Raw genomic sequence first — 20,952 nt, 5'->3', positions numbered from 1 at the left:
GCCCCGGTCGGAGGAGTGGTCCCCCGCCCGGGGCGCGTTCGCGGGGTGCTTCCCGGGCCCGGCGTCAGCAGCCGCGGAGCGAGGCCACGTCGGCGGAGAGCGTGCGCACGCTGCCGAGCAGGAAGATCCGGTCGAGGTCCTGGCCCTGCATCGCCCGGCGGGTCAGGGCGGGGACGCAGTTCGGCTCGCTCAGGTAGAGCGGGGCGCCGATCGAGGCGGCGGCCGGGCCGGCCGCGAGGGCGTCGGCGAAGCCGGTCGCCGACGCGAGGAAGGCGGTGTCGACGAGCGGCGAGGGCGGGTAGGCCGCGTTGAGCAGGCGGCTGGTGTCGTGCCGGTCGGTGCCCGCGATGCGGTTCACAGTGCCGGTGAGGCCCGAGGCCCGGAGCTCGGACTCGATGCCGCTCGAGATCGTGTTCGTGCCGCCGATGAGCTGGCCGCGGCCGGCGTCGAGGCGGTCGATCGCGGCCCGGGTCGGCTCACCGAGAGCGGGCTGCGCTCCGTCGACGAGGAGCACCGGCTGGTCGGTGCGGCCGGCGATCGGCGCGACCGACAGGGCGTCGGGGAAGTTGCCGCCGGTGGCGAGGAACACGGTGCCGAAGCCGGGCGTGGGGAAGGCGTTCTCGACGATCTTCCGCGAGGTGTCGTAGCGGTCGGAGCCGGCGATGCGGGTGATGGCCGGGGCGAAGGTGGCGAGCCGGTCGTAGACGGCGTCGGAGACCGAGAACGCGTCGCCGACGACGACGATCCTCCTCGGCGAGAGGCGCGTGATCTCGGCGGCGAGGACGTCGGGGACGTCGTCGCGGTTGGTCAGGAGGAGGGCGCCGTCCTGCGTCGCGGCCGCGGGGCCGGCGCTGAGGGCGTCCGCCCACTTCTCGCCGCTCGCGACGTAGAGGACGGGGAGGTCGTCGGGGAAGTAGGCCCTGGTCACCGCGATGGCGGTCGCGATGCGATCGTCGCCCTGCAGGCGCCCGACCTCGGACACGTACGCGGTCGGGGTGAAGTCGACGCCGGTGCGGCCGGCGGCGGGGACGGGGACGATCGCCGCGCCGTTCAGGCGGGGAAGGTTCGAGAAGTACTGGTCGTCGTAGGACGGGTAGCCGGGCTCGGCGAGGCGGAAGACCCACTCGCCGGCGGGGAGCGCCTCCTGGGCGGTGGTCCACGCGTCGGCCGCGCCCGGGAGACCGGAGGTGCGGACCTCGGCGAACGGGTAGTAGGCCTTGGACGCGCGCTCGTACCAGTAGGGCTGCACGACGAACGAGGTGGTCGAGACGCCGGAGACCGCGGCGGCGGTGACGGTGCCGGAGGCGGCGGTCGCGCGGGGGAGGCTGATCGCGACGTCGGTCCGGGACTCGCCGATGCCGTCCGCCTCGACGTCGATCGGGGTGTCGCCGAACCAGGTCGGGTACCAGCTGGGGTCGCCGTCGACCGAGGCGAGGAGGTAGTAGGCCTCGCCGCCCGGGAGGGTGAGCGAGAAGGCGGCCTCGGTGGCGATCGTGCGGATCTCGGTGCCCGCGCCGTTCTCGACGCGGAGGCGGTAGGCGGCTCCGGTCGGGGCGGGGTGCGCCTCGTCGGTGTCCTTCAGCGAGATGGTGCCGGAGAGGACGATCTCGGCGGCCGGGTCGGCGGCGACGGCGTCGCGCTGCGTCTTCGCGTTCGACAGCGCGCGGTCGAACGCGTCGGTGCTCGCGGTCGGCGTCGCGGCGCCGACTGGGCCGTCCTCCTGCGCCTGCGCCGGACCGGCGGCGAGGCCGGTGAGCAGCACGGCGGAGACGCCGAGTGCGGTGAGAGGAGCGAGCGGCCGACGGCGGCGAGGAGTCACGGCAGATCTTTCGAGAGGATCCGCGGCGGACCGCGGGCGGACACGGTGCCTGAATGCTAGCTGCCAGGGTGCCTCGAGAACTCTCGCGGCCCCGCCCCTGCAGACCCCCATCCGGGGGCCCGGCGCGGATCGGCGGCCCCATGGCGGCCGCGGCCGCGGCGGCGCGCCATGCTGATCGACCAGCCCGCGCAGCGGGCGTATCGAGATCCACGCGCCCTCACGCCGGGGAGCGCACGCCCGTCAGCTGCTCCGAGACGTCCCAGAGGCGGCGGGCGTCGTCGGCGCTGCGCAGCGGTGCCCAGGGGGTGCGGCGCGCCGCCGGCCCGCCGATCAGCCGGGTCGGGCCGTAGAACCCGCCGCCGTCAGGAGCGGTGGCCGCCAGCAGGGCGGGCTGCGCGGCGCTCTCGACGGTGCCGGCGATGCCCAGCCGCGCGAGCAGCACGATCAGGCCGCGGCCCCGCACCTGCTCCGTGCGGCCGAGGCCGGGCTGCGCCGCCAGCAGGTTCGTCGGCGAGACGCCGGGGTGCGCGAGGGTGCTCGTCACTCCCCAGCCGGCCGCGGCGCTCCGGGCCTCCAGCTCGCGGGCGAAGAGGCCGACCGCGATCTTCGACTGCACGTAGGAGCGCATCGCGTCGTACTCGCGGGCGCCGTCGAGGTCGTCCCAGGCGATCGCTCCGCTGCGCGCGGCGATGCTCGTCTGGTGCACGACGCGGGCGTTCGCGAGCAGCGGCAGCAGGCCGAGCGTCAGCGCGAAGTGGCCGAGGTGGTTCGTGCCGAACTGCAGCTCGAAGCCGTCCTCCGTCACCTGCCGCTGCGGCGGCTGCATCACGCCGGCGTTGTTCACGAGCAGGTCGATCGGGCGGCCGCCGGCCAGCAGGCCCTCGGCGAGCGCGGACACCGAGCGGAGGGAGGAGAGGTCGAGCGGGCGCGTGCTCACGACGGCGCCGGGCGTCGAGCGCCGGATCCCCGCCGCGGCCGCCTCGCCCTTCGCCGCCGAGCGCACGGGCAGGACCAGCTCGGCGCCGGCCGCGGCGAGCCGGGTGGCGATCACGCGGCCGATGCCGTCGCTCGCGCCGGTGACGACGGCGAGCCGACCGGACAGGTCGGGGATCGGGATGCTGCGGGTCATGGGGACTCCTCGGTGCCGGTGGGCGGTCGCTGGTCGGTGTGCGTCCCATGCTCGGCCGATCCGGCGAGCGGAGGCAGGGCCCGCCGATCCACCGATGCGGGGTCCACCGCTGCGACGCACGGCTGCGGTCCCGCACCCGCCGCCACCGGCCCGCCGCCCGCCGCTCAGACCGGAGCGCCCACCACCGCGAGCAGCTCCAGCTTCCCCGCGCTCTCGCTCCCCGGCACCGCCGTGTAGACGAGGAGCCGGTGCGACTGCTCCGGATCGAGCAGCGTCTGGCACTCCAGCTCGAGCAGCCCGACCGTCGCATGCCGGAAGCGCTTGATCGCCGGCGGCCGGAGCCCGACCTGGTGCTCGGCCCAGAGCGCCCGGAACTCCTCGCTCCGGCCCGCCACGAGAGCGGCGAGCTCCGCCGCCCGCGAGCCGGGGCCGCGCAGGGTCGCGAGCTCGCGCAGCCCCGCCACGTAGACCCGCGAGAGCTGCGCCCGCTCCTCCTCCGGATACGCCTCCCGCGCCGCGGACTCGGTGAACCAGCGGTAGCCGAGGCTGCGCTCGGCGCCGGTGCGGAGCGAGGCGTCGCCCAGCAGTGCCGCGCCGAGCGGGGTCTGCCGGAGCGTCTCGCCCAGCTCGGTGACGATCTCGGCGGGGGTGTCGCGCAACCGGTCGAGGATCCGCAGCAGGCCGGGCTCGATGTGCTCGCCCGCGCTGCCCCGGGCGGGCGGGCGGTGACCGGCGAGGCGGAAGACGTGGTCGCGCTCGCCGAGCGAGAGGTGCAGCCCCTGCGCGATCGACGCGATCATCTGCTCCGACGGCTGCGGCCCGGTGCCGCGCTCGAGCCGAGCGTAGTAGTCGGTCGACATGTGGCAGAGCGCGGCCGCCTCCTCGCGCCGCAGCCCTGCGGTGCGGCGGCGCGGACCGCGGGTGAGCCCGACGTCCTCGGGCTGCAGCGCCTCGCGGCGGAGTCGGAGGAACATCGCCAGGCCGTCGCGATCGATCACGGAGCCGCCTCTCGTCGGTACTCCCGTTCTACCCCGGCCGCGGCGCCCGTGCCACGGATCGTCGATCCACCCCTCCGCGGCCTGGAGCGCCTCGCCGCTGCGATCCTGCGCGCAGGACTCCGAAAGTGAGCGATTCCGTGCGTCTCCTGGCGGAAATCGCAGGATCTGCGCGTGGGAGACTGGCTGCGAGCGTGCTCCACCCCGCCGTGCGGGGGACGGAGCCACTGGACCCGGTCCGCTCATCCGCATCCTTTCGCAGGAGGACTCGAATGACCGACACCGCCGTGCTCGCCACCGCCCCGACCCGGACCGCCGTCTCCAAGACGATCCTGATGTGCCGCCCCGAGCACTTCACCGTCGTCTACCGCATCAACCCGTGGATGGACCCGCAGGTCCCCACCGACACCGCCCTCGCCGTGCGCCAGTGGCAGACGCTGTACGACACCTACGTCGGGCTCGGCTTCGACGTGCAGCTGATCGAGCCTGAGGCCGGCCTGCCCGACATGGTCTACGCCGCGAACGGCGGCTTCGTGATCGACGGCATCGCCTACGGCGCCTCCTTCACCTACCCCGAGCGCCAGCCCGAGGGCCCCGCCTACATGGACTGGTTCCGCGGCGCCGGCTTCGACGTGCGCGTGCCCGAGGAGGTCAACGAGGGCGAGGGCGACTTCCTCCTCGTCGGCGAGCGGATCCTCGCCGGCACCGGCTTCCGCTCCGCCTCCGACTCGCACGCCGAGGTCGCCCGGATCTTCGGCCGCGAGGTCGTCACCCTCGAGCTGGTGAACCCGTCGTTCTACCACCTCGACACCGCGATCGCCGTGCTCGACGACACGAACATCGCCTACCTGCCGAGCGCGTTCAGCGAGGAGGGCAACCGCGTCCTGCGCGAGCTCTACCCCGACGCGATCCTGGTCTCGGAGGAGGACGCGTCCGTCCTCGGCCTCAACTCCTTCTCCGACGGCCTGAACGTCGTCATCGCCTCGCGCGCGGTCGGCTTCGAGCGCCAGCTGCGCGAGCGCGGCTACAACCCGATCGGCGTCGACCTGTCCGAGCTGCTGCTCGGGGGCGGCGGCGTGAAGTGCTGCACCCTCGAGCTGCGGCGCTGAGCCGCCCCCCTTCTCCCTCACCCACTCTCCAAAAGTCGTCGTACTCGGCACTCGAGTACGACGACTCTTGAGGAGTCGATCGTCCTCAGGAGGCACGACATGAGCATCACCGAGACCGACCGTTCCGCCGAGCTGATCGCCGCGGAGGAGGCGCACGCCGCGCACAACTACCACCCGCTGCCCGTCGTCGCCGCGACCGGCGAGGGCGCGTGGATCACCGATGTCGAGGGGCGCCGCTACCTCGACTGCCTCGCCGCCTACTCCGCCGTCAACTTCGGCCACTCGCACCCGGTGCTGCTGGACGCCGCGCGCGCCCAGCTCTCGCGGGTGACCCTCACCAGCCGCGCGTTCCACAACGACAAGCTCGGCCCGTTCGTGACGGCGCTCGCCGCCCTCGCCGGCAAGGACATGGTCCTGCCGATGAACACGGGCGCCGAGGCGGTCGAGTCCGGCATCAAGGTCGCCCGCGCCTGGGGCTACCGGGTGAAGGGCGTCGCGCCGGGCCGCGCGAACATCATCGTCGCGGCCGGCAACTTCCACGGCCGCACCACCACGATCATCTCCTTCAGCGACGACGCGGAGGCGCGCGACGGCTTCGCGCCGTTCACGCCCGGCTTCCGCACGGTGCCCTTCGGCGACGCGGCGGCCCTCGAGGCCGCGATCGACGAGGACACCGTCGCCGTGCTGATCGAGCCGATCCAGGGCGAGGCGGGCATCGTCGTCCCGCCGGCCGACTACCTCCCCGCCGTCCGCGAGATCACCGCCCGGCACAACGTCCTCTTCATCGCCGACGAGATCCAGTCCGGCCTCGGCCGCACCGGTGCGACCTTCGCCTGCGACCTCGTCGACGTCGTCCCGGACGTCTACCTGCTGGGCAAGGCGCTCGGCGGCGGCATCGTGCCGGTGTCGGCGGTCGTCGCGAACGCCGACGTGCTCGGCGTGCTCCAGCCCGGCCAGCACGGCTCGACCTTCGGCGGCAACCCGCTCGCCGCCGCCGTCGGCCTCGCGGTCGTCGAGCTGCTCGCGACCGGCGAGTACCAGGCGCTGGCCCGCGAGCGCGGCGCGCAGCTGCACGCCCGCCTCACCGCGCTCATCGGGCGCGGCGTGGTCGCCGTCCGCGGCGCCGGACTCTGGGCCGGCATCGACATCGACCCCGCTCTCGCCTCGGGCCGCGCCGTCTGCGAGGCCCTGATGGCCCGCGGCGTCCTGGCCAAGGACACCCACGGCTCGACGATCCGCCTCGCCCCGCCGATCGTCGTCACCGCCGCCGAGATCGACTTCGCCGTCGACGAGCTGGAGGCCGTCCTCGACTCCCTGCGCTGACGATCCCGCGAGATGCCACTTGTGCACGCTTTCCTCGGCGTGTCGCGCTCACAAGTGGCATCTCGCGGAAGGCGCTGAGCCCCCTCGACCGGCGACGGCGAGGGGGCTTCGTCGTGCCGAGGCGCGTCGAATCCGGCGCTGTGCGGGCAACTCGCGGCTGATGCTGTCATGCTGGACGCGGCCGCCGCGGTCTCTGCAGCGATCCGATCACTTCCGGATCCACCTCCTCACCGCGACCCGCGCCCCCACCCGCACAGCTCCCGGTGCCGCACGATGCGGCGCGGAGCACGACCCGGGTGGCCGCGGACGAGGCTGTGCAGAGCACCGGACCCACCCGGCGCCTGCGACCACACAGACCACCTGCGCCGAGGCGCTCCGCACGAAGCGGGGGCCGCGCGCACCAGCACGACGCCACGTCCCCCACCGGAAAGCACCCATGCGAAACGCCAGAACCGCCAAGCCCGTTCGCCACCACCTCGAGCTCCCCGCCCCGAAGCCGCTGGAGAAGGGCGGCATGCGCATCACGCCGCTCGGCGGCCTGGGCGAGATCGGTCGCAACATGACCGTCTTCGAGCACAAGGGCAAGCTGCTCATCGTCGACTGCGGCGTGCTCTTCCCCGAGGAGAACCAGCCCGGCATCGACGTGATCCTGCCCGACTTCGCCGCGATCCGCTCGCGCCTGAAGGACATCGAGGCGATCGTGCTCACCCACGGCCACGAGGACCACATCGGCGGCGTGCCGTACCTCCTCAAGGAGCGCGGCGACATCCCGATCATCGCGTCGACCTTCACCCTCGCGCTGATCACCGCGAAGCTCACCGAGCACCGCATCACCCCGCGCACCCGCCCGGTGAAGGAGGGCGACCGGATCGACGCCGGCGTCTTCGACCTCGAGTTCCTCGCGGTCAACCACTCCATCCCCGACGGCCTCGCGGTCGCCATCCGCACCGAGGCCGGCCTCGTGCTGCACACGGGCGATTTCAAGATGGACCAGTTCCCGCTCGACGGCCGCACCACCGACCTCCCCGGCTTCGCGCGCCTCGGCGACGAGGGCGTCGACCTCTTCCTGGTCGACTCCACCAACGCCGACGTCCCCGGCTTCGCGATCTCGGAGGGCGACCTCGCCCCCGCGATCGACCAGGTCTTCCGCACCGCCCCGCGCCGCATCGTCGTCTCGAGCTTCGCCAGCCACGTGCACCGCATCCAGCAGGTGCTCGACGCGGCGCAGAAGCACGGCCGCAAGGTCGCGTTCGTCGGCCGCTCGATGGTCCGCAACATGGGCATCGCCGCCGAGCTCGGCTACCTCAAGATCCCGGCCGGCCTCGTCGTCGACATGAAGGTGCTCGAGAAGCTGCCCGCGACCGAGATCGTGATGATCTGCACCGGTTCGCAGGGCGAGCCGATGGCGGCGCTCTCGCGGATGGCCAACAAGGACCACATCATCGACATCGGCCCCGGCGACACCGTGCTGCTCGCCAGCTCGCTGATCCCCGGCAACGAGAACGCGATCTACCGGATCATCAACGCCTTCACCCGCTGGGGCGCCACCGTCGTGCACAAGGGCAACGCCAAGGTGCACGTCTCGGGTCACGCCAGCGCGGGCGAGCTCGCCTACTGCTACAACATCCTCCGTCCGACCGCGGTCCTGCCCGTGCACGGCGAGTGGCGCCACCTCACGGCGAACGCCGCGATCGCGACCCGGACCGGCATCGACGAGAAGAACGTCTTCGTCATCGAGGACGGCGTCTCGATCGACCTCGTCAAGGGGCGCGCGCGGATGAGCGGCCGCATCCCCGCCGACCTCGTCTTCGTCGACGGCACCACGATCGGCGTCGCGACCGAGGACGCGATGGTCGACCGCCGCGTCCTCGCCGAGGAGGGCGCCATCACGGTGCTCGCCATCGTCGACCTCGACCGCGGCACGCTCGGCGAGCCGGTCGAGTTCTTCACCCGCGGCTTCGTCGAGGAGCCGAGCTGGAAGGACAACGCCAGCAAGGCGATCGACGACGCGGTGCTGCAGGCCGCCGGCCAGCCGACCGACCGCGATGCGATCGAGAAGCTGATCACCCGCACCCTCGGCCGCTGGCTGACCCGCCGTCACCGCCGCAACCCGGTCATCACCACGATCGTCGTCGAGGAGTAGTCCTCGCGCTCCGTGCACAAAGAAGGCTGGATGGCCGCGATCGCTCCTTTTCCGGGCTGATCCGGGCATCCAGCCTTCTTCGTGTACGCCTCGCGACGGTGATCCGCTTCCGTCGGGGCGCCCGCCCGCGAACTGCCCGTTAGGGAACCGTATGGATCCGGGCGTTCTCGGCTCCGGAGCCGCCTGCGCCGAGTAGACACGTCCAGTGACCTCCTCTCTCGTCCGCGGTGACGCCGACGCCCTCGAACCCTCGCCCCTCCGCCGAGCGCCCCGCGGCGGAGTGAAGGCGTGGCTGCTCGAGGGACTGCGCAGCGACTCCGGCGCGCACCCCGGGCCGCACTCCACCACCGAGAAGACGCACTCCTGGTGGCGCGTGATGTGCCTGACCGGCGTCGACTACTTCTCCACGCTCGGCTACCAGCCGGCGATCGCGGCGCTCGCCGCCGGCCTGGTCTCGCCGCTGGCGACCATCGTGCTGGTGCTGCTGACGCTGTTCGGCGCGCTGCCCGTCTACCGCCGCGTGGCCCGCGAGAGCTTCCGCGGCGAGGGCTCGATCGCGATGCTGGAGCGGCTGCTGCCCTGGTGGGGCGGCAAGCTCTTCGTGCTGGTGCTGCTCGGCTTCGCGGCGACCGACTTCATGATCACCATCACCCTGTCGGCGGCCGACGCCACCGCGCACGCGGTCGAGAACCCGTTCGCGCCGGCCTGGTTCCACGGCGCGGAGGTGCCGCTGACGCTGGGACTGGTCGCGCTGCTCGGGATCGTCTTCCTGCGCGGCTTCAAGGAGGCGATCTCGATCGCGGTCGTGCTGGTCGCGGTGTTCCTCGTGCTCAACGCGGTCGTCATCGTCGTCGCGATCGCGCACGTCGCCGAGAACCCGGTCGTGATCGGGAACTGGTGGTCGGCGCTGACGACGCAGCACGGGAATCCGCTGGTCATGGTCGGCATCGCGCTGATCGTCTTCCCCAAGCTGGCGCTCGGGCTGTCGGGCTTCGAGACCGGCGTGGCCGTGATGCCGCAGATCCGCGGCGACGCGAGCGACACCGACGCGGCCCCGCTCGGGCGGATCCGCGGGGCGAAGCGGCTGCTGATCACCGCGGCCGTGACGATGTCGGCGTTCCTGATCACCTCGAGCTTCGTGACGACGCTGCTGATCCCGCAGGCCGAGTTCCAGCCGGGCGGGCAGGCCAACGGCCGCGCCCTCGCCTTCCTCGCGCACGAGTACCTCGGCGACGCCTTCGGGACCGCCTACGACATCAGCACGATCTGCATCCTCTGGTTCGCGGGCGCCTCGGCGATGGCGGGGCTGCTCAACATCGTGCCGCGCTACCTCCCTCGCTACGGGATGGCGCCGCAGTGGGCCGCTGCGGTGCGCCCGCTGGTGCTGGTCTTCACGGCCGTGGCGTTCCTGATCACGATCCTGTTCCGCGCCGATGTCGACGCCCAGGGCGGCGCCTACGCGACCGGGGTGCTGGTGCTGATCACCTCCGCCTCCGTCGCGGTGTTCCTCTCGGCGAAGCGCAAGAAGCAGCGCAAGCGCGCGGTCGGCTTCGCGGTGATCGCGCTCGTCTTCGTCTACACGACGGTCGTGAACGTGGTCGAGCGGCCGGACGGCGTGCGGATCGCGAGCCTGTTCATCCTCGGCATCCTCGTGGTGTCGCTGATCTCGCGGGTGCAGCGCTCGTTCCAGCTCCGGGCGACCTCGGTGACCTTCGACGCGCAGGCGCTCGACTTCCTCAGCACGGACGCCGACGACTACGGCGTGATCCGCGTGCTCGCGAACGAGCCCGACGACGGCTCCGAGCGCGAGTACCGCGACAAGCTGGCCGAGGAGCAGCGCGACAGCAACCTGCCGATGCGCGGCCCGGTCCTCTTCCTCGAGGTGCACACCACGGACTCGTCCGACTTCGAGGAGGATCTGATCGTGCAGGGGCGCGTCTGCCACGGCTTCCGCGTGCTCACGGTCACCAGCGGCAACATCCCGAACACGATCGCGACGGTGCTCCTCGAGATCCGCGCGCTGACCGGCGTCGTCCCGGACGTCTACTTCGAGTGGACCGAGGGCGGCCCGCTCTCCAACATGTTCCGCTTCCTGATCACCGGCACCGGCGAGGTCGCCCCCGTCACCCGCGAGGTCCTGCGCCGCGCCGAGCCCCGCCGCGAGCGCCGCCCGGGCGTCCACGTCGGCTGACCCTCCCGCCTGCTCCCTCCCCGCCGCGAGATGCCACTTGTGCACGCGACACGCCGTGAGAAGCGTGCACAAGTGGCATCTCGCGGGAGAGTGCCCGACGAGGCAGGGAAGGAGATCGGCCTGATCTCGCCGACCGACAGACCGTCGGCCTCGCTGCTCGCGGTGGCTCCCGCCCATCTCCGCAAGATCCGCCGTGGTGCGCTCGAGCGGAGCCAGTTCCCGGATGTGCTCCACGACGACCGCGGCGTCCTCCGCCGCCCCGCTGCATGGGGCGGAAAGAGCTGAGGCCCCTTACGGAGAAGGGGCCTCGCGCCCGGTAGCCGAAGCGTCCGGGGGTGTCCTCTCAGCGTACGCGCCTCGCCCCCTCCCCGCTGCGAGATGCCACTTGTGTACGCGACACGCCGTGAAAAGCGTGCACAAGTGGCATCTCGCGGCGGGAGGAGGGGGGTCAGTCGCGGACCGTGGAGAGGGGCTCGGTGATGCTCTCGAGGCTGCGGCGCTCGGCGTCGACGCCGAAGATCAGGGCGACGAGGCCGCCGACGATCATCACCGCCGCGCCGACGAAGTAGCCGACGGTGAGCGGGCCGCGGTCGCTGCCGTCGCCGATCAGCACGCCGTAGAGGGTGGGCGCGACGGCGCCGGCGATCTGGCCGAGGGTGAAGAAGTACGAGATCGCCTGGCTGCGCAGCTCCAGGGGGAAGATCTCGCTGACCGTCAGGTAGGCGCTCGAGGCGCCGGCGGAGGCGAAGAAGAACGAGACGCACCAGAGGATCGTCTGGGTCGTCGCGGTCAGCACGTCCATGCTGAACAGCAGCGCCGACAGCGCGAGCACTGCCCCGGAGACGCCGTAGGTGAGGAAGATCATCTTCCGCCGGCCCCAGACGTCGAAGAGGTGGCCGAGCACCAGCGGACCGACGAGGTTGCCGATCGCGAACGGGAAGAAGAAGTACGAGACGGCGCTCTGCTCCACCCCGTAGAAGTTCTCCAGCACCAGCGCGTAGGTGAAGAAGATCGCGTTGTAGAGGAACGACTGGGTGATCATCATGGTCGCGCCGACCAGCGTCCGCTTCGGGTACTGCTTGATCAGAACCCGCGCGATGGTGCGGAACGGGATGCTCTCGGTCGCCTTCACGGTGATCGCCTGCGAGTCGTCGACCGGCTCGAGGGTGCCGCCCTCCGCTTCGACGCGGCGCTCGATCTCGTCGACCGTCCGCTCCGCCTCCTCCTCGCGGCCGTGGGTCATCAGCCAGCGCGGGCTCTCGGGGATGTGCCGCCGGAGGTAGATGATCGCGAGCCCGAGGATCGGCCCGAGGAAGAAGCCGAGGCGCCAGCCGACGTTCTCGGCGAAGAGCTCGTCGTTGAGGAAGAAGAGGTTCGCCGCGGAGCCGAGCGCCGCGCCGCCCCAGTAGGTCCCGTTGATCGCGATGTCGACGCGGCCGCGGTACTTCGAGGGGATCAGCTCGTCGATCGCGGAGTTGATCGCCGCGTACTCGCCGCCGATGCCCATCCCGGCGAAGAAGCGGAAGACGGCGAGGAAGAGGTAGTTCGGCGCGAGCCCGGCCAGGCCGCTCGCGACCAGGTAGATCACCAGCGTCAGGATGAAGAGCTTGCGCCTCCCGAGCCGGTCGCTCAGCCGCCCGAAGATCAGCGCGCCGACGATCTGGCCGACCAGGTACACCGTGCCGAGCACGCCGACCTGCGCGGCCGAGAGGTCGAACTCCTTGGCGAAGCCGGCGCTCGCGACGATCTGGATCTCGAGGCCGTCGAGCACCCAGGAGAAGCCGAGGCCGACGACGATCGACCAGTGGAACCGCGTCCACGGGAGCCGGTCGATGCGGGCGGGGACGAGGCTCCGGGTGGGGCCGCGCTCTTCGGTGTCGGTCGACATGGCTCGCGCCTTCCTGTCGCCCCGGCTGCGCTGCTGATGCGCGCGGTCCCGGACGCGGCGAGACGACGATAGACCCGAGCATCGCCGGGCTATGCACCCCTTGCCACGGTGCTGCTGCCGGGTGTATCCGGCGACGTGCGCGTCTGCTCCCCTCCGCGAGATGCCACTTGTGCACGCCTTCCTCGGCGTGTCGCGTGCACAAGTGGCATCTCGCGGACGGGGGAGGGCGGGGTGGGTAGCGTGGGGGGATGATCGATGCGACGCCCGCTGGAACGCCCGCCTACGTTTTGAGCGAGGGGCCCGTCTGGGACGGGGAGACCGGCCGGCTCACCTGGGTGGACATCGAGGCGGGGGCCGTGCTGTCCGCGCCGCTGACCACCGACGGGATCGGCGCGATCACGCGCTCGGACGTCGGGGAGCAGGTCGGCTGCGCGCTGCCGCTCGGCGACGGCCGGGTGCTCGTCGCGCTCACCCGCCGCCTCGCGATCCTCGAGGTCGACGGCTCGCTGACCCGCGGCTCCGCGCTGCTGCCCGAGGGGCACCGCTTCAACGACGGCTCCATCGACCCGCAGGGCCGGCTGGTCGTCGGCTCGCTGACGCTGGGCGAGTCGGTCGGCGACGACGTGCTGCTGCGGCTCGAGCACGACGGAGCGGTCACCGTGCTCGACCACGACCTGCGGCTGTCGAACGGCCTCGCCTGGTCGCCCGACGGCGCGGTGATGTACTCGGTCGACACGGAGTCGGGCGTGATCTACCGGCGGCCGTACCTGGACGGGGTGAACGGTCCGCGCGAGACCTTCCTCGAGCCGGAGGAGGGCGTCTTCCTCGACGGCATGACCGTCGACTCCGAGGGCCGGCTGTGGTGCTCGGTCTGGGGCGGGAGCGGCGTGCGCGTCTACGACTCCGAGGGCCGGCGCCTCGAGGGCGAGGGGATCGCGATCGACGCGCCGCACGCCTCCAGCATCGCGTTCGCGGGCGAGGCTCTCGACATCGCCGTGGTGTCGTCCGCCTCGCGCGACCTGTCGGCGGACGAGCGGGCGCGGTACCCGCTCGCGGGTGGACTGTGGCTCGCGCGGCCCGGAGCGACCGGGCTGCCGGCGCCGCGCTGGGTCGAGACACGGCTTCCGTGACGCGGGTGCGCTGACGCTCCTGCTCTGACGCGGCCGCCCCGACGCACTCGGGCCGCCGCGCCGACCGTCAGTCGGCGTCGACCGCCGCGGACGGCTCCGACGCGGGCTGAGGCGTCAGGGTGACCCGCGAGATCCGGTAGCGGTCGGTCTCGGCGACGCGGAGCACGTGGTCGCCGACGACGAGGGTGTCGCCCACCACGGCGACGCGGCCGATGCGGTCGAGCACGTAGCCGCCGATCGTCTCGTACGGTCCCTCGGGCAGCTCGATGCCGAGCAGCTCCTCCAGGTCCTCCAGGATCATGCCGCCGTCGAGGTCCTGCAGCTGCTCGGCCGCCTTCGCGTCGACGTCCTGGCGCGCGCCGTCGTACTCGTCGTAGATCTCGCCGACGAGCTCCTCGAGCAGGTCCTCGAGGGTGATGATGCCGTCGGTCCCGCCGTACTCGTCGATGACGACCGCGATCTGGTGGCCGTCCTGCCGCATCGTGCGCAGAGCCGCGAGCACCTTGGTCGTGCCGGGGACCGCCAGGATCGGGCGGGTGATGTCGGCGACGCGGCTCGCGGTGCCGTCGCGGCCCGCCTCCGGGAAGGCGGCCATCAGGTCGCGCACGTGCACGAAGCCGAGGACGTCGTCGCGGTTCTCGCCGACCACCGGGTAGCGCGAGTGCGGCCGGCCGAGCACCTCCGCGTAGCCCTCGGCGACGGGGAGATCGCCGCGGAGGAAGTCGACGTCCGGGCGCGGGCGCATCACCTCGGCGACGCGCCGGTCGTCGGCACGGAAGACGTCGGCGAGCAGCTGGCGGCTGTCCTCGGCGATCTCGGTGTTGCTCGAGATCATGTCGCGCACCTCGTCCGCCGAGACGCTCTCGCCCTTCTCGCGCGGATCCGCGCCCAGCAGTCGGACGACGGCGTCGGTGGAGACCGACAGCAGCCAGATGATCGGTCGCATCAGGCGGGCGAGCGTGTTCAGCGGCGGGGCGAGCACCTTGGTGAACGCGACCGACTTCTGCATCGCGAGGCGCTTGGGCACGAGCTCGCCGAGGACGAGCGAGAGGTAGGCGATGACGAGGGTCATCAGGATCAGCGCGACCGTCGACGCCGCGCCGTTCGACAGCCCGAGCGACTCGAGCGGCGGCACGAGGTCCGGCGCGATCGTCGAGGCGCCGTACGCGGAGGAGAAGAAGCCGGCGAGCGTCACGCCGATCTGCACGGCCGAGAGGAAGGTGTTCGGGTTCCGCACCAGCTCGGCGATGCGCCGGCCCCGCTCGCTGCCCGCCTCGATCGCGCGCACCTGGCTCTCGCGCAGGCTGACGATCGCCATCTCGGTGCCGGCGAACACCCCGCCGATGAGCACGAACAGCACGACGAGGCCGATGTTGAGGAGGGTGTCCAGATCCACGGTGCTCAGAGTACGGACGTCCGCTCGGAGAACGCCTCGCGCTCTCTCAGGCTAGGGCGCGGGCGGCCGCACTCATTCCGCCGGCTCGACTCCTCAGAAGTTGCGGTAGTCGCGCCCGACTACCGCAACTTCTGGAGGGTGAGGAGGGGGGCTCGTGGTCGGGACGAATCCACTCCTCAGAAGTTGCGGGAGTCGGTGGCGAGTACCGCAACTTTTGGAGAGTGGCGGGGGGTGCGGGGAGCAGCCGGCGGTCAGGCGTCGCCGGGGCGGACGCCGATCGTCAGGATGAGGTTCGCGTAGATGCGGCGGTCGCCGCTGGCGATGGTGAGGGCGACGTCGTCGGTGCGGGCCTCGGCGTAGAAGGCGTGGCGCTCGACAGAGGTGAAGGGGACGCCGTCGAGGGTGGCGCGGAAGGCGTCCTGCGCGGGCACGTCGAGGCCGGGCGCGGGGGTCATCACGGTCGCCTCCTCGACGACGATCGCGGTGAGCAGGGCCTCGAGGATCTCGTCGACGGTGAGCGTGTCCGGCCGCAGGTTGAGGTGCACGAGCGCGGAGTTGCGACCCAGCGTGGTGCCGACGGGGTAGTTGCCGTCGGCGATCAGGATGCGGGAGCCGTGCCCGGCGCGGGCGAGCGCGTGCAGGATCTCGGGGTGCAGGAGGGTCGTGGTCAGCATGGTGCTCCTAGGTGCTCGGGTGGAGGTGGGCGACGGAGGCGCCGGCGACCAGCCGGCTGGGAAGGGTGCGGGTCTCGAAGGGCTCGGCGCCGCCGTCGAGCCGAGCGCGGACGAGTGCGGCGGCCTCGGCGGCGATCGCGTCGGTCGGCTGGACGACGATGGTCAGCGGCGGCCGCACCACCCGTGCGAGCTCGACCGTGTCGAAGCCGACGATCGAGAGATCGGCGGGGAGGCGGAGACCGGAGTCGCCGAGCGCGGTCAGCGCGCCGATCGTCAGCTCGCGGTTGCTGGCGAAGACCGCGGTCGGCCGGTCGCGGCGGGCGAGGATCCGCTCCATCGCCGCGACGCCGCTGTCCAGCGTGAGCGGGCCGAGTTCGACGTGCGGGGCCTCGAGTCCGCGGGAGGCGAGCTCCTCGAGGACGCCGGCGGTGCGCTCGCGGGTGGTCGAGACGTCCGGATCGCCGCCGAGCACCGCGATCGAGCGGTGGCCGTGGTCGGCGAGGTGCCGGGCGGCGGAGGCGCCGGCCGCGCGGTTGTCGAGCACCACGCGGTCGGTCGCGAGTGCGTCGTCGACCCAGTCCACCGTGACGACGGGGGTGCCCTGCTCGGAGGCGCTGCGCAGGGCCGCGACGTCGCCCGCGGTCGGGACGGCGACGATCCCGTCGACCATCTTCTCCAGCAGCAGCCCGACGGCGGCGCCCGGCTCGGGCAGGCTGACGCCGATCAGCACGCCGATGCCGTCGCTCCGCAGGGCCCGCTCGAGCCCGGCGATGATCGAGAGGTGGAACTCGTTGTCCAGCGCCGGCAGCAGCACGCCCACGGTGCGGGATCGCCGCGAGCGCAGCCCGCGGGCGAAGCCGTTGACGCGGAAGTCGAGCCGCGCGGCCGCCGCCTCGATCGCGACGGCGTTCTCGGGGCGCACCGGCAGGCCGTTGTAGTGCTTCGAGATCGTGGAGAGCGACAGGCCGGTGAGCCGCTGCAGGTCCTTGTAGGTCGCCATCTCAGAGGGCGGGGGAGCCGTAGCCGTCCCAGCCGGGGATCGTCCCGTCGGCGTCCCACAGGTCGAGCCAGTCGGTGCTGCCCGGCCAGAGGAAGACCTGCCCCTTGATCAGCCGGTTGTTGCGCTCGGCACCGCGCAGCGACTCCTGCTCGGCGGCGGTGAGGGCGAGGGAGGCGGCGGCCAGGTTGGCCTCGATCTGCTCGGGCTTCACCGCGAACGGGATCGGGATCTGGCCGCGGTTGACGGCCCAGGCGAGGCAGACGACGACCGGGTGCACGCCGCGCTCGCGGGCGATCGCCTGCACAGCCGGGTGCTCGATGTCGACCAGATCGCCGTCGACGCGGTCGCGCTCGGGGCGGGACGGCGAGCCGAGCGGCGAGTACCCGATCGGCTGGACCCCGTGGTCGAGGCAGTAGCGGAACAGCTCCGGCTGCTGGAAGCAGGGGTGCAGCTCCATCTCGTTGAGCGCGGGCGCGATGCGCACGTCGGCGAGGATCCGCTCGAGCTTGGCGATCGTGACGTTGGAGGTGCCGAGATGCCGGACGAGACCGCGGTCGACGAGCGACTCGAGCGCCGCCCAGGTGCGCAGGAACGCGGCATGCTCGTAGGGGCGCGCCTCCGGGTCGCGGGCGTCGGTCTCCGCGTGCGGCGGGTGGTGGTTGGGGAAGGGCCAGTGCACGAAGACGGCGTCGAGCACGTCCAGGCCGAGGTCCTCGAGCGAGCGCTCGACCGAGGCGACGGCGGCCTCGGGCTCGTGCGCGTCGTTCCAGATCTTCGACATCACGAAGAGATCGTCGCGGGGCACTCCGGAGTCGGCGATCGCCCGGCCGACGCGCGGCTCGTTGCCGTACACGGTGGCGCAGTCGAGCAGGAGGAAGCCGGCGCGGAGCGAGTGCTCGACGGCGAGACCGACCGTCTCGGCGTCGTAGCGGTCGGAGCCGAAGGTGCCGGCGCCGATCGCGGGGATGCGGCGGCCGCTCGCGAGGATGCGGTGCGCCGGCGGGGCAGCGGTGATGCTGGCGGCGGTGTCGGCGGCGTCCATGCCACTCCTCGGGGTCGTGAGGCGAAACGATTCGCAGCCAGCCTAGGTGCATCCCCGGTCATTGCGACAGCGCCGGCAGGCGAAACGACGCGAATCGTTTCGCCTCCCGGCGCCGGCGGCCGCGCGCGCTACTTGCCGGTCACCGCGTCCTTGACGGCGCCGACCGCCTTCTCGACGATGTTCGGCTTCGGCGAGGTGCCGTAGAAGCGCTCGTCCGGCTGGGTGGGCGGCGGCATCGGCACGCCGTCGTCCGGGCTCGCCGTGCGGTAGCTGAACTCGCCCTTGCCGTCGGGCGTGGGTCCGGACGCCCAGCTGCCCTCGGCGGCGGCGGCGCCGTCCGAGAAGTTGATGTACTCGTAGGACACCGAGCGCTCCTCCTTCGAGAGCGGGAAGTTCGACGGCACCGGCAGGTCCTCCGCACCCTCCGCGCGCAGCTCGGCGGCGGCGGCGATCCACTGGTTCTGGTGCATCGTGTCGCGGGCCAGGAGGAACGACAGCAGGTCCCGCACGCCGTGGTCGTCGGTCATGTGGTACAGCCGCGCCACCTGCAGGCGGCCCTGCATCTCGGCGTTCGCGTTGGCGGTGAAGTCGGCCAGCAGGTTGCCGCTCGCCGTGATGTACGAGCCCTGCCAGGGGTTGCCGTTGCTGTCGACGGGGCGCACGCCCGCGCCGGCGACGATCGCGGCCTGGATGTCGGTGCCGCCGATGACCGCGCCGAGGACCGGGTCCTTCTTGATCGCGTCCTCGGACTGCTCGACGGGGGCCTTCTCGAGCAGCTGGGCGATCATGATCGCGATCATCTCGACGTGGCCGAACTCCTCTGCGCCGATGCCGTAGAGCAGGTCGCGGTACTTGCCCGGCTCGTGGGCGTTCCAGGCCTGGAAGCCGTACTGCATGGCGACGGTGATCTCGCCGTACTGGCCGCCGAGCACCTCCTGGAACCGGCGGGCGAAGACGGCGTCGGGCTTGGAGGGGGAGGACGTGAACTGGAGCTCTTGACGGTGGAAGAACATGCGGTCGTACCTTTCCGGGAGCAGTCGGTGCGGACCTCGTCGCCCGCGCTTCGACGGTAGGCAGGGCCCTCCGACGCTCAGAAGGGGCTTGACCTCTCCCGCCGCTGCTCCCGGATCGGACCTGTCGGCGCTCCCGGATCGGACCAGCCGCGCTCCCGGATCAGACCAGGCGGCGCGACCCCTCCGTGACCACGCGGAACCATCGGGCGCCGTAGCCGTCGACGCCGACCGTGACCGTGCCGTCGTCGCCGATCGGCTGCGACTCGCCGCCGAGGGAGTCGACCAGGCGCGAGCCCGGCTCCGAGTCGGGGAGCGTGATCGTCACCGTGCGCGGGCTCGAGGCGAAGCTGTGCACCGCGACGGTCGTGCCGGTCGACGCGGACATTCGGTGCGCGAAGACGCAGGACTGGTCGGCCGGGAGGTGGGTGTACTCGCCCCAGCCGATCTCGGGCGAGCGGCGGTAGAGCCAGGCGAGACCCTTGATGTGCGCGAGCAGCGAGCCGGGGTCGCGGAGCTGGGCGGCGGCGTTGACGTGCTCCGGGCCGAAGCCGCCGCCGGGTGGGGCCGCGAGGAGGTCGCCGGGCTCGGTGCGCGAGAAGCCGCCGTTCGCGGCGGAGGTCCACTGCATCGGCGTGCGGACGCCGCTGCGGCCCGGGATGTCGGCGTTCTCGCCCATCCCGATCTCCTCGCCGTAGTAGAGCACCGGCGCGCCCGGCAGCGAGAAGAGCAGGCTGTACACCATGCGGATGCGGCGCGGGTCGCCGTCCAGCATCGGCGGGAGGCGGCGCACGATGCCGCGGCCGTGGATCCGCTGCGACTCCTCCGGCGCGAACGCGGTGAAGACCTCCTCGCGCTCGTCGTCGGTGAGCTGCGAGAGGGTCAGCTCGTCGTGATTGCGGACGAAGTTCGCCCACTGGCTGCCGACGGAGATCGGCGGGCGGCTCGCGATCGCCTCGACGAGCGGCGTCGCGTCCTCCCTGGCGAGTGCGAGGTAGAGGCGCTGGTTGCCGATGAAGTCGAACTGCATCGACAGCTCGTCGGCGTCCTCGCCGCCGAAGAAGGCGAGCTGCTCGTCGCGGGTCGTGTTCACCTCGCCGAGGAGCATCGCCTCGCCCGAGCGGCGGCTGATGAAGCGGCGCAGCAGGCGCAGCCACTCGTGCTCGTCGCGGGCGCCCGGCTCGATCAGGTAGGGCACCGCGTCGACGCGGAAGCCGTCGACCCCGAGCTGCAGCCAGAAGCCGACGAGCTTGGCGATCTCGTCGCGCACCGCTGGGTTGTCGGTGTTCAGGTCCGGCTGGTGCCGGTAGAAGTTGTGCAGGTAGTACTGCCCGGCCTCCTCGTCGAAGAACCAGACGCCGTCCTCAACGTCCGGGAAGACGTTCGCCGGCTGGTCGGCCGGCGGCTCGTCGCGCCAGACGTAGTAGTCGCGGTAGGGGCTGTCGGGGGAGGATCGCGCCGCCTGGAACCACGGGTGCTGGTCGCTGGTGTGGTTGACGACCAGGTCGACGATGACGCGCATCCCGCGGTCGTGCGCGGTGCGGATCACCTCGACGACGTCGCCGTGGTGGCCGTAGCGCTCGTCGACACCGTAGAAGTCGCTGATGTCGTAGCCGTTGTCCTTGCCGGGCGAGGAGTAGAACGGCGCGAGCCAGAGGCAGCTGACCCCGAGCTCGGCGAGGTAGTCGATCCGGTGCGCGAGACCCTCGAGGTCGCCGACGCCGTCGTCGTCCCAGTCCATGAAGGTCTTGACGTCGAGGTTGTAGTAGACGGCGGCGCGCCACCACAGGTCGCTGGTGTCGGTGACCCTCATGCGGCCGCTCCCGCGGTGGGGGCGGGGGTCGTGCGGGCGGGTGCAGGGGCGGTGCCGCCGGCGAGGGCAGTGGGGGCGAGGGGGGTCATGGCGCTCCGGGGTCGGGTCGGGGAGGGTCGCCCTCGACGCTAGGTGCGCGGTGGATCTGCGTCTGCTCGTTGATTTCTCAGGCTCTCGCCGATGCCCAGCGCGTCGGAGTCGTCGTCGATCCCGCGAGTCCTCGGAAGTCGTCGTACTCGAGCGCCGAGTGCGACGACTTCTGGAGAGTGGCGGGATGTCGGCCCCTGCGG

Annotated in this window: 15 protein-coding genes; 5 read left to right on the top strand and 10 right to left on the bottom strand. The window is 72.2% G+C overall.

All coding sequences use genetic code 11. The annotated features are described in order from the left end of the window. Positions 1-64 precede the first annotated feature (64 nt). The 3 genes from GTU73_RS18535 to GTU73_RS18525 all read right to left on the bottom strand — a co-directional run bounded on the left by GTU73_RS18535 (position 65) and on the right by GTU73_RS18525 (position 3,946). Positions 65-1,819 (bottom strand): cell wall-binding repeat-containing protein, encoded by a 1,755-nt coding sequence (locus GTU73_RS18535; protein ID WP_160091078.1) that lies wholly within the window; start codon positions 1,817-1,819, stop codon positions 65-67. Positions 1,820-2,036: 217 nt separating this feature from the next. Then, positions 2,037-2,948, bottom strand: coding sequence for an SDR family oxidoreductase (locus GTU73_RS18530; RefSeq protein WP_160091077.1), 912 nt, complete (start codon positions 2,946-2,948; stop codon positions 2,037-2,039). Positions 2,949-3,112: 164 nt separating this feature from the next. Further along, complete coding sequence (locus GTU73_RS18525; RefSeq protein ID WP_160091076.1) at positions 3,113-3,946, bottom strand: helix-turn-helix transcriptional regulator; 834 nt, start codon at positions 3,944-3,946, stop codon at positions 3,113-3,115. 269 nt (positions 3,947-4,215) lie between these two features. Between GTU73_RS18525 and ddaH the strand changes: the two genes are divergently transcribed. The 4 genes from ddaH to GTU73_RS18505 all read left to right on the top strand — a co-directional run bounded on the left by ddaH (position 4,216) and on the right by GTU73_RS18505 (position 10,709). After that, positions 4,216-5,052 (top strand): dimethylargininase, encoded by an 837-nt coding sequence (ddaH, locus tag GTU73_RS18520; protein WP_160091075.1) that lies wholly within the window; start codon positions 4,216-4,218, stop codon positions 5,050-5,052. Positions 5,053-5,151: 99 nt separating this feature from the next. Next, the gene (gene rocD / locus GTU73_RS18515; RefSeq protein ID WP_160091074.1) at positions 5,152-6,375 is read left to right on the top strand and encodes an ornithine--oxo-acid transaminase; all 1,224 of its coding nucleotides are present in this window, start codon (positions 5,152-5,154) and stop codon (positions 6,373-6,375) included. Between the two features lie 514 nt (positions 6,376-6,889). Then, entirely contained in the window at positions 6,890-8,518 is a 1,629-nt protein-coding gene (locus GTU73_RS18510) for a ribonuclease J (RefSeq protein WP_208543821.1), read from the top strand. 280 nt (positions 8,519-8,798) lie between these two features. Continuing rightward, positions 8,799-10,709 carry an amino acid permease gene (locus GTU73_RS18505; protein WP_347877758.1) on the top strand — a complete coding sequence of 637 codons (1,911 nt, stop codon included), beginning with the start codon at positions 8,799-8,801 and terminating at the stop codon, positions 10,707-10,709. Positions 10,710-11,157: 448 nt separating this feature from the next. Here the strand turns inward: GTU73_RS18505 and GTU73_RS18500 are convergent, their stop codons facing one another. After that, positions 11,158-12,597 carry an MFS transporter gene (locus GTU73_RS18500; RefSeq protein ID WP_160091071.1) on the bottom strand — a complete coding sequence of 480 codons (1,440 nt, stop codon included), beginning with the start codon at positions 12,595-12,597 and terminating at the stop codon, positions 11,158-11,160. Positions 12,598-12,845: 248 nt separating this feature from the next. Here GTU73_RS18500 and GTU73_RS18495 point away from each other — a divergent pair, with 248 nt between their 5' ends. Beyond that, positions 12,846-13,727, top strand: a complete 882-nt coding sequence (locus GTU73_RS18495) for an SMP-30/gluconolactonase/LRE family protein (RefSeq protein ID WP_160091070.1) — start codon at positions 12,846-12,848, stop codon at positions 13,725-13,727. Between the two features lie 67 nt (positions 13,728-13,794). Here GTU73_RS18495 and GTU73_RS18490 read toward each other — a convergent pair whose 3' ends face one another. The 6 genes from GTU73_RS18490 to GTU73_RS18465 all read right to left on the bottom strand — a co-directional run bounded on the left by GTU73_RS18490 (position 13,795) and on the right by GTU73_RS18465 (position 20,662). Continuing rightward, entirely contained in the window at positions 13,795-15,123 is a 1,329-nt protein-coding gene (locus GTU73_RS18490; RefSeq protein ID WP_160091069.1) for a hemolysin family protein, read from the bottom strand. A 251-nt stretch (positions 15,124-15,374) separates the two neighbouring features. Then, positions 15,375-15,797: an RbsD/FucU family protein gene (locus tag GTU73_RS18485; protein ID WP_160091068.1), complete on the bottom strand. Its 423-nt coding sequence runs from the start codon at positions 15,795-15,797 to the stop codon at positions 15,375-15,377. Between the two features lie 7 nt (positions 15,798-15,804). After that, entirely contained in the window at positions 15,805-16,797 is a 993-nt protein-coding gene (locus GTU73_RS18480) for a LacI family DNA-binding transcriptional regulator (RefSeq protein ID WP_160091067.1), read from the bottom strand. Position 16,798: 1 nt separating this feature from the next. Further along, the gene (locus GTU73_RS18475) at positions 16,799-17,839 is read right to left on the bottom strand and encodes an aldo/keto reductase (protein ID WP_160091066.1); all 1,041 of its coding nucleotides are present in this window, start codon (positions 17,837-17,839) and stop codon (positions 16,799-16,801) included. Positions 17,840-17,967: 128 nt separating this feature from the next. Next, positions 17,968-18,852, bottom strand: coding sequence for a manganese catalase family protein (locus GTU73_RS18470; protein WP_123736530.1), 885 nt, complete (start codon positions 18,850-18,852; stop codon positions 17,968-17,970). 160 nt (positions 18,853-19,012) lie between these two features. Then, positions 19,013-20,662: an alpha-amylase family protein gene (locus tag GTU73_RS18465; protein WP_160091065.1), complete on the bottom strand. Its 1,650-nt coding sequence runs from the start codon at positions 20,660-20,662 to the stop codon at positions 19,013-19,015. Positions 20,663-20,952: the final 290 nt, after the last annotated feature.

This window comes from Rathayibacter sp. VKM Ac-2804 (assembly GCF_009866655.1).
GTDB lineage: Bacteria > Actinomycetota > Actinomycetes > Actinomycetales > Microbacteriaceae > Rathayibacter.
Note: the sequence above shows the minus strand (reverse complement) of the source record. Positions and strands in the feature narration are given on the sequence as shown.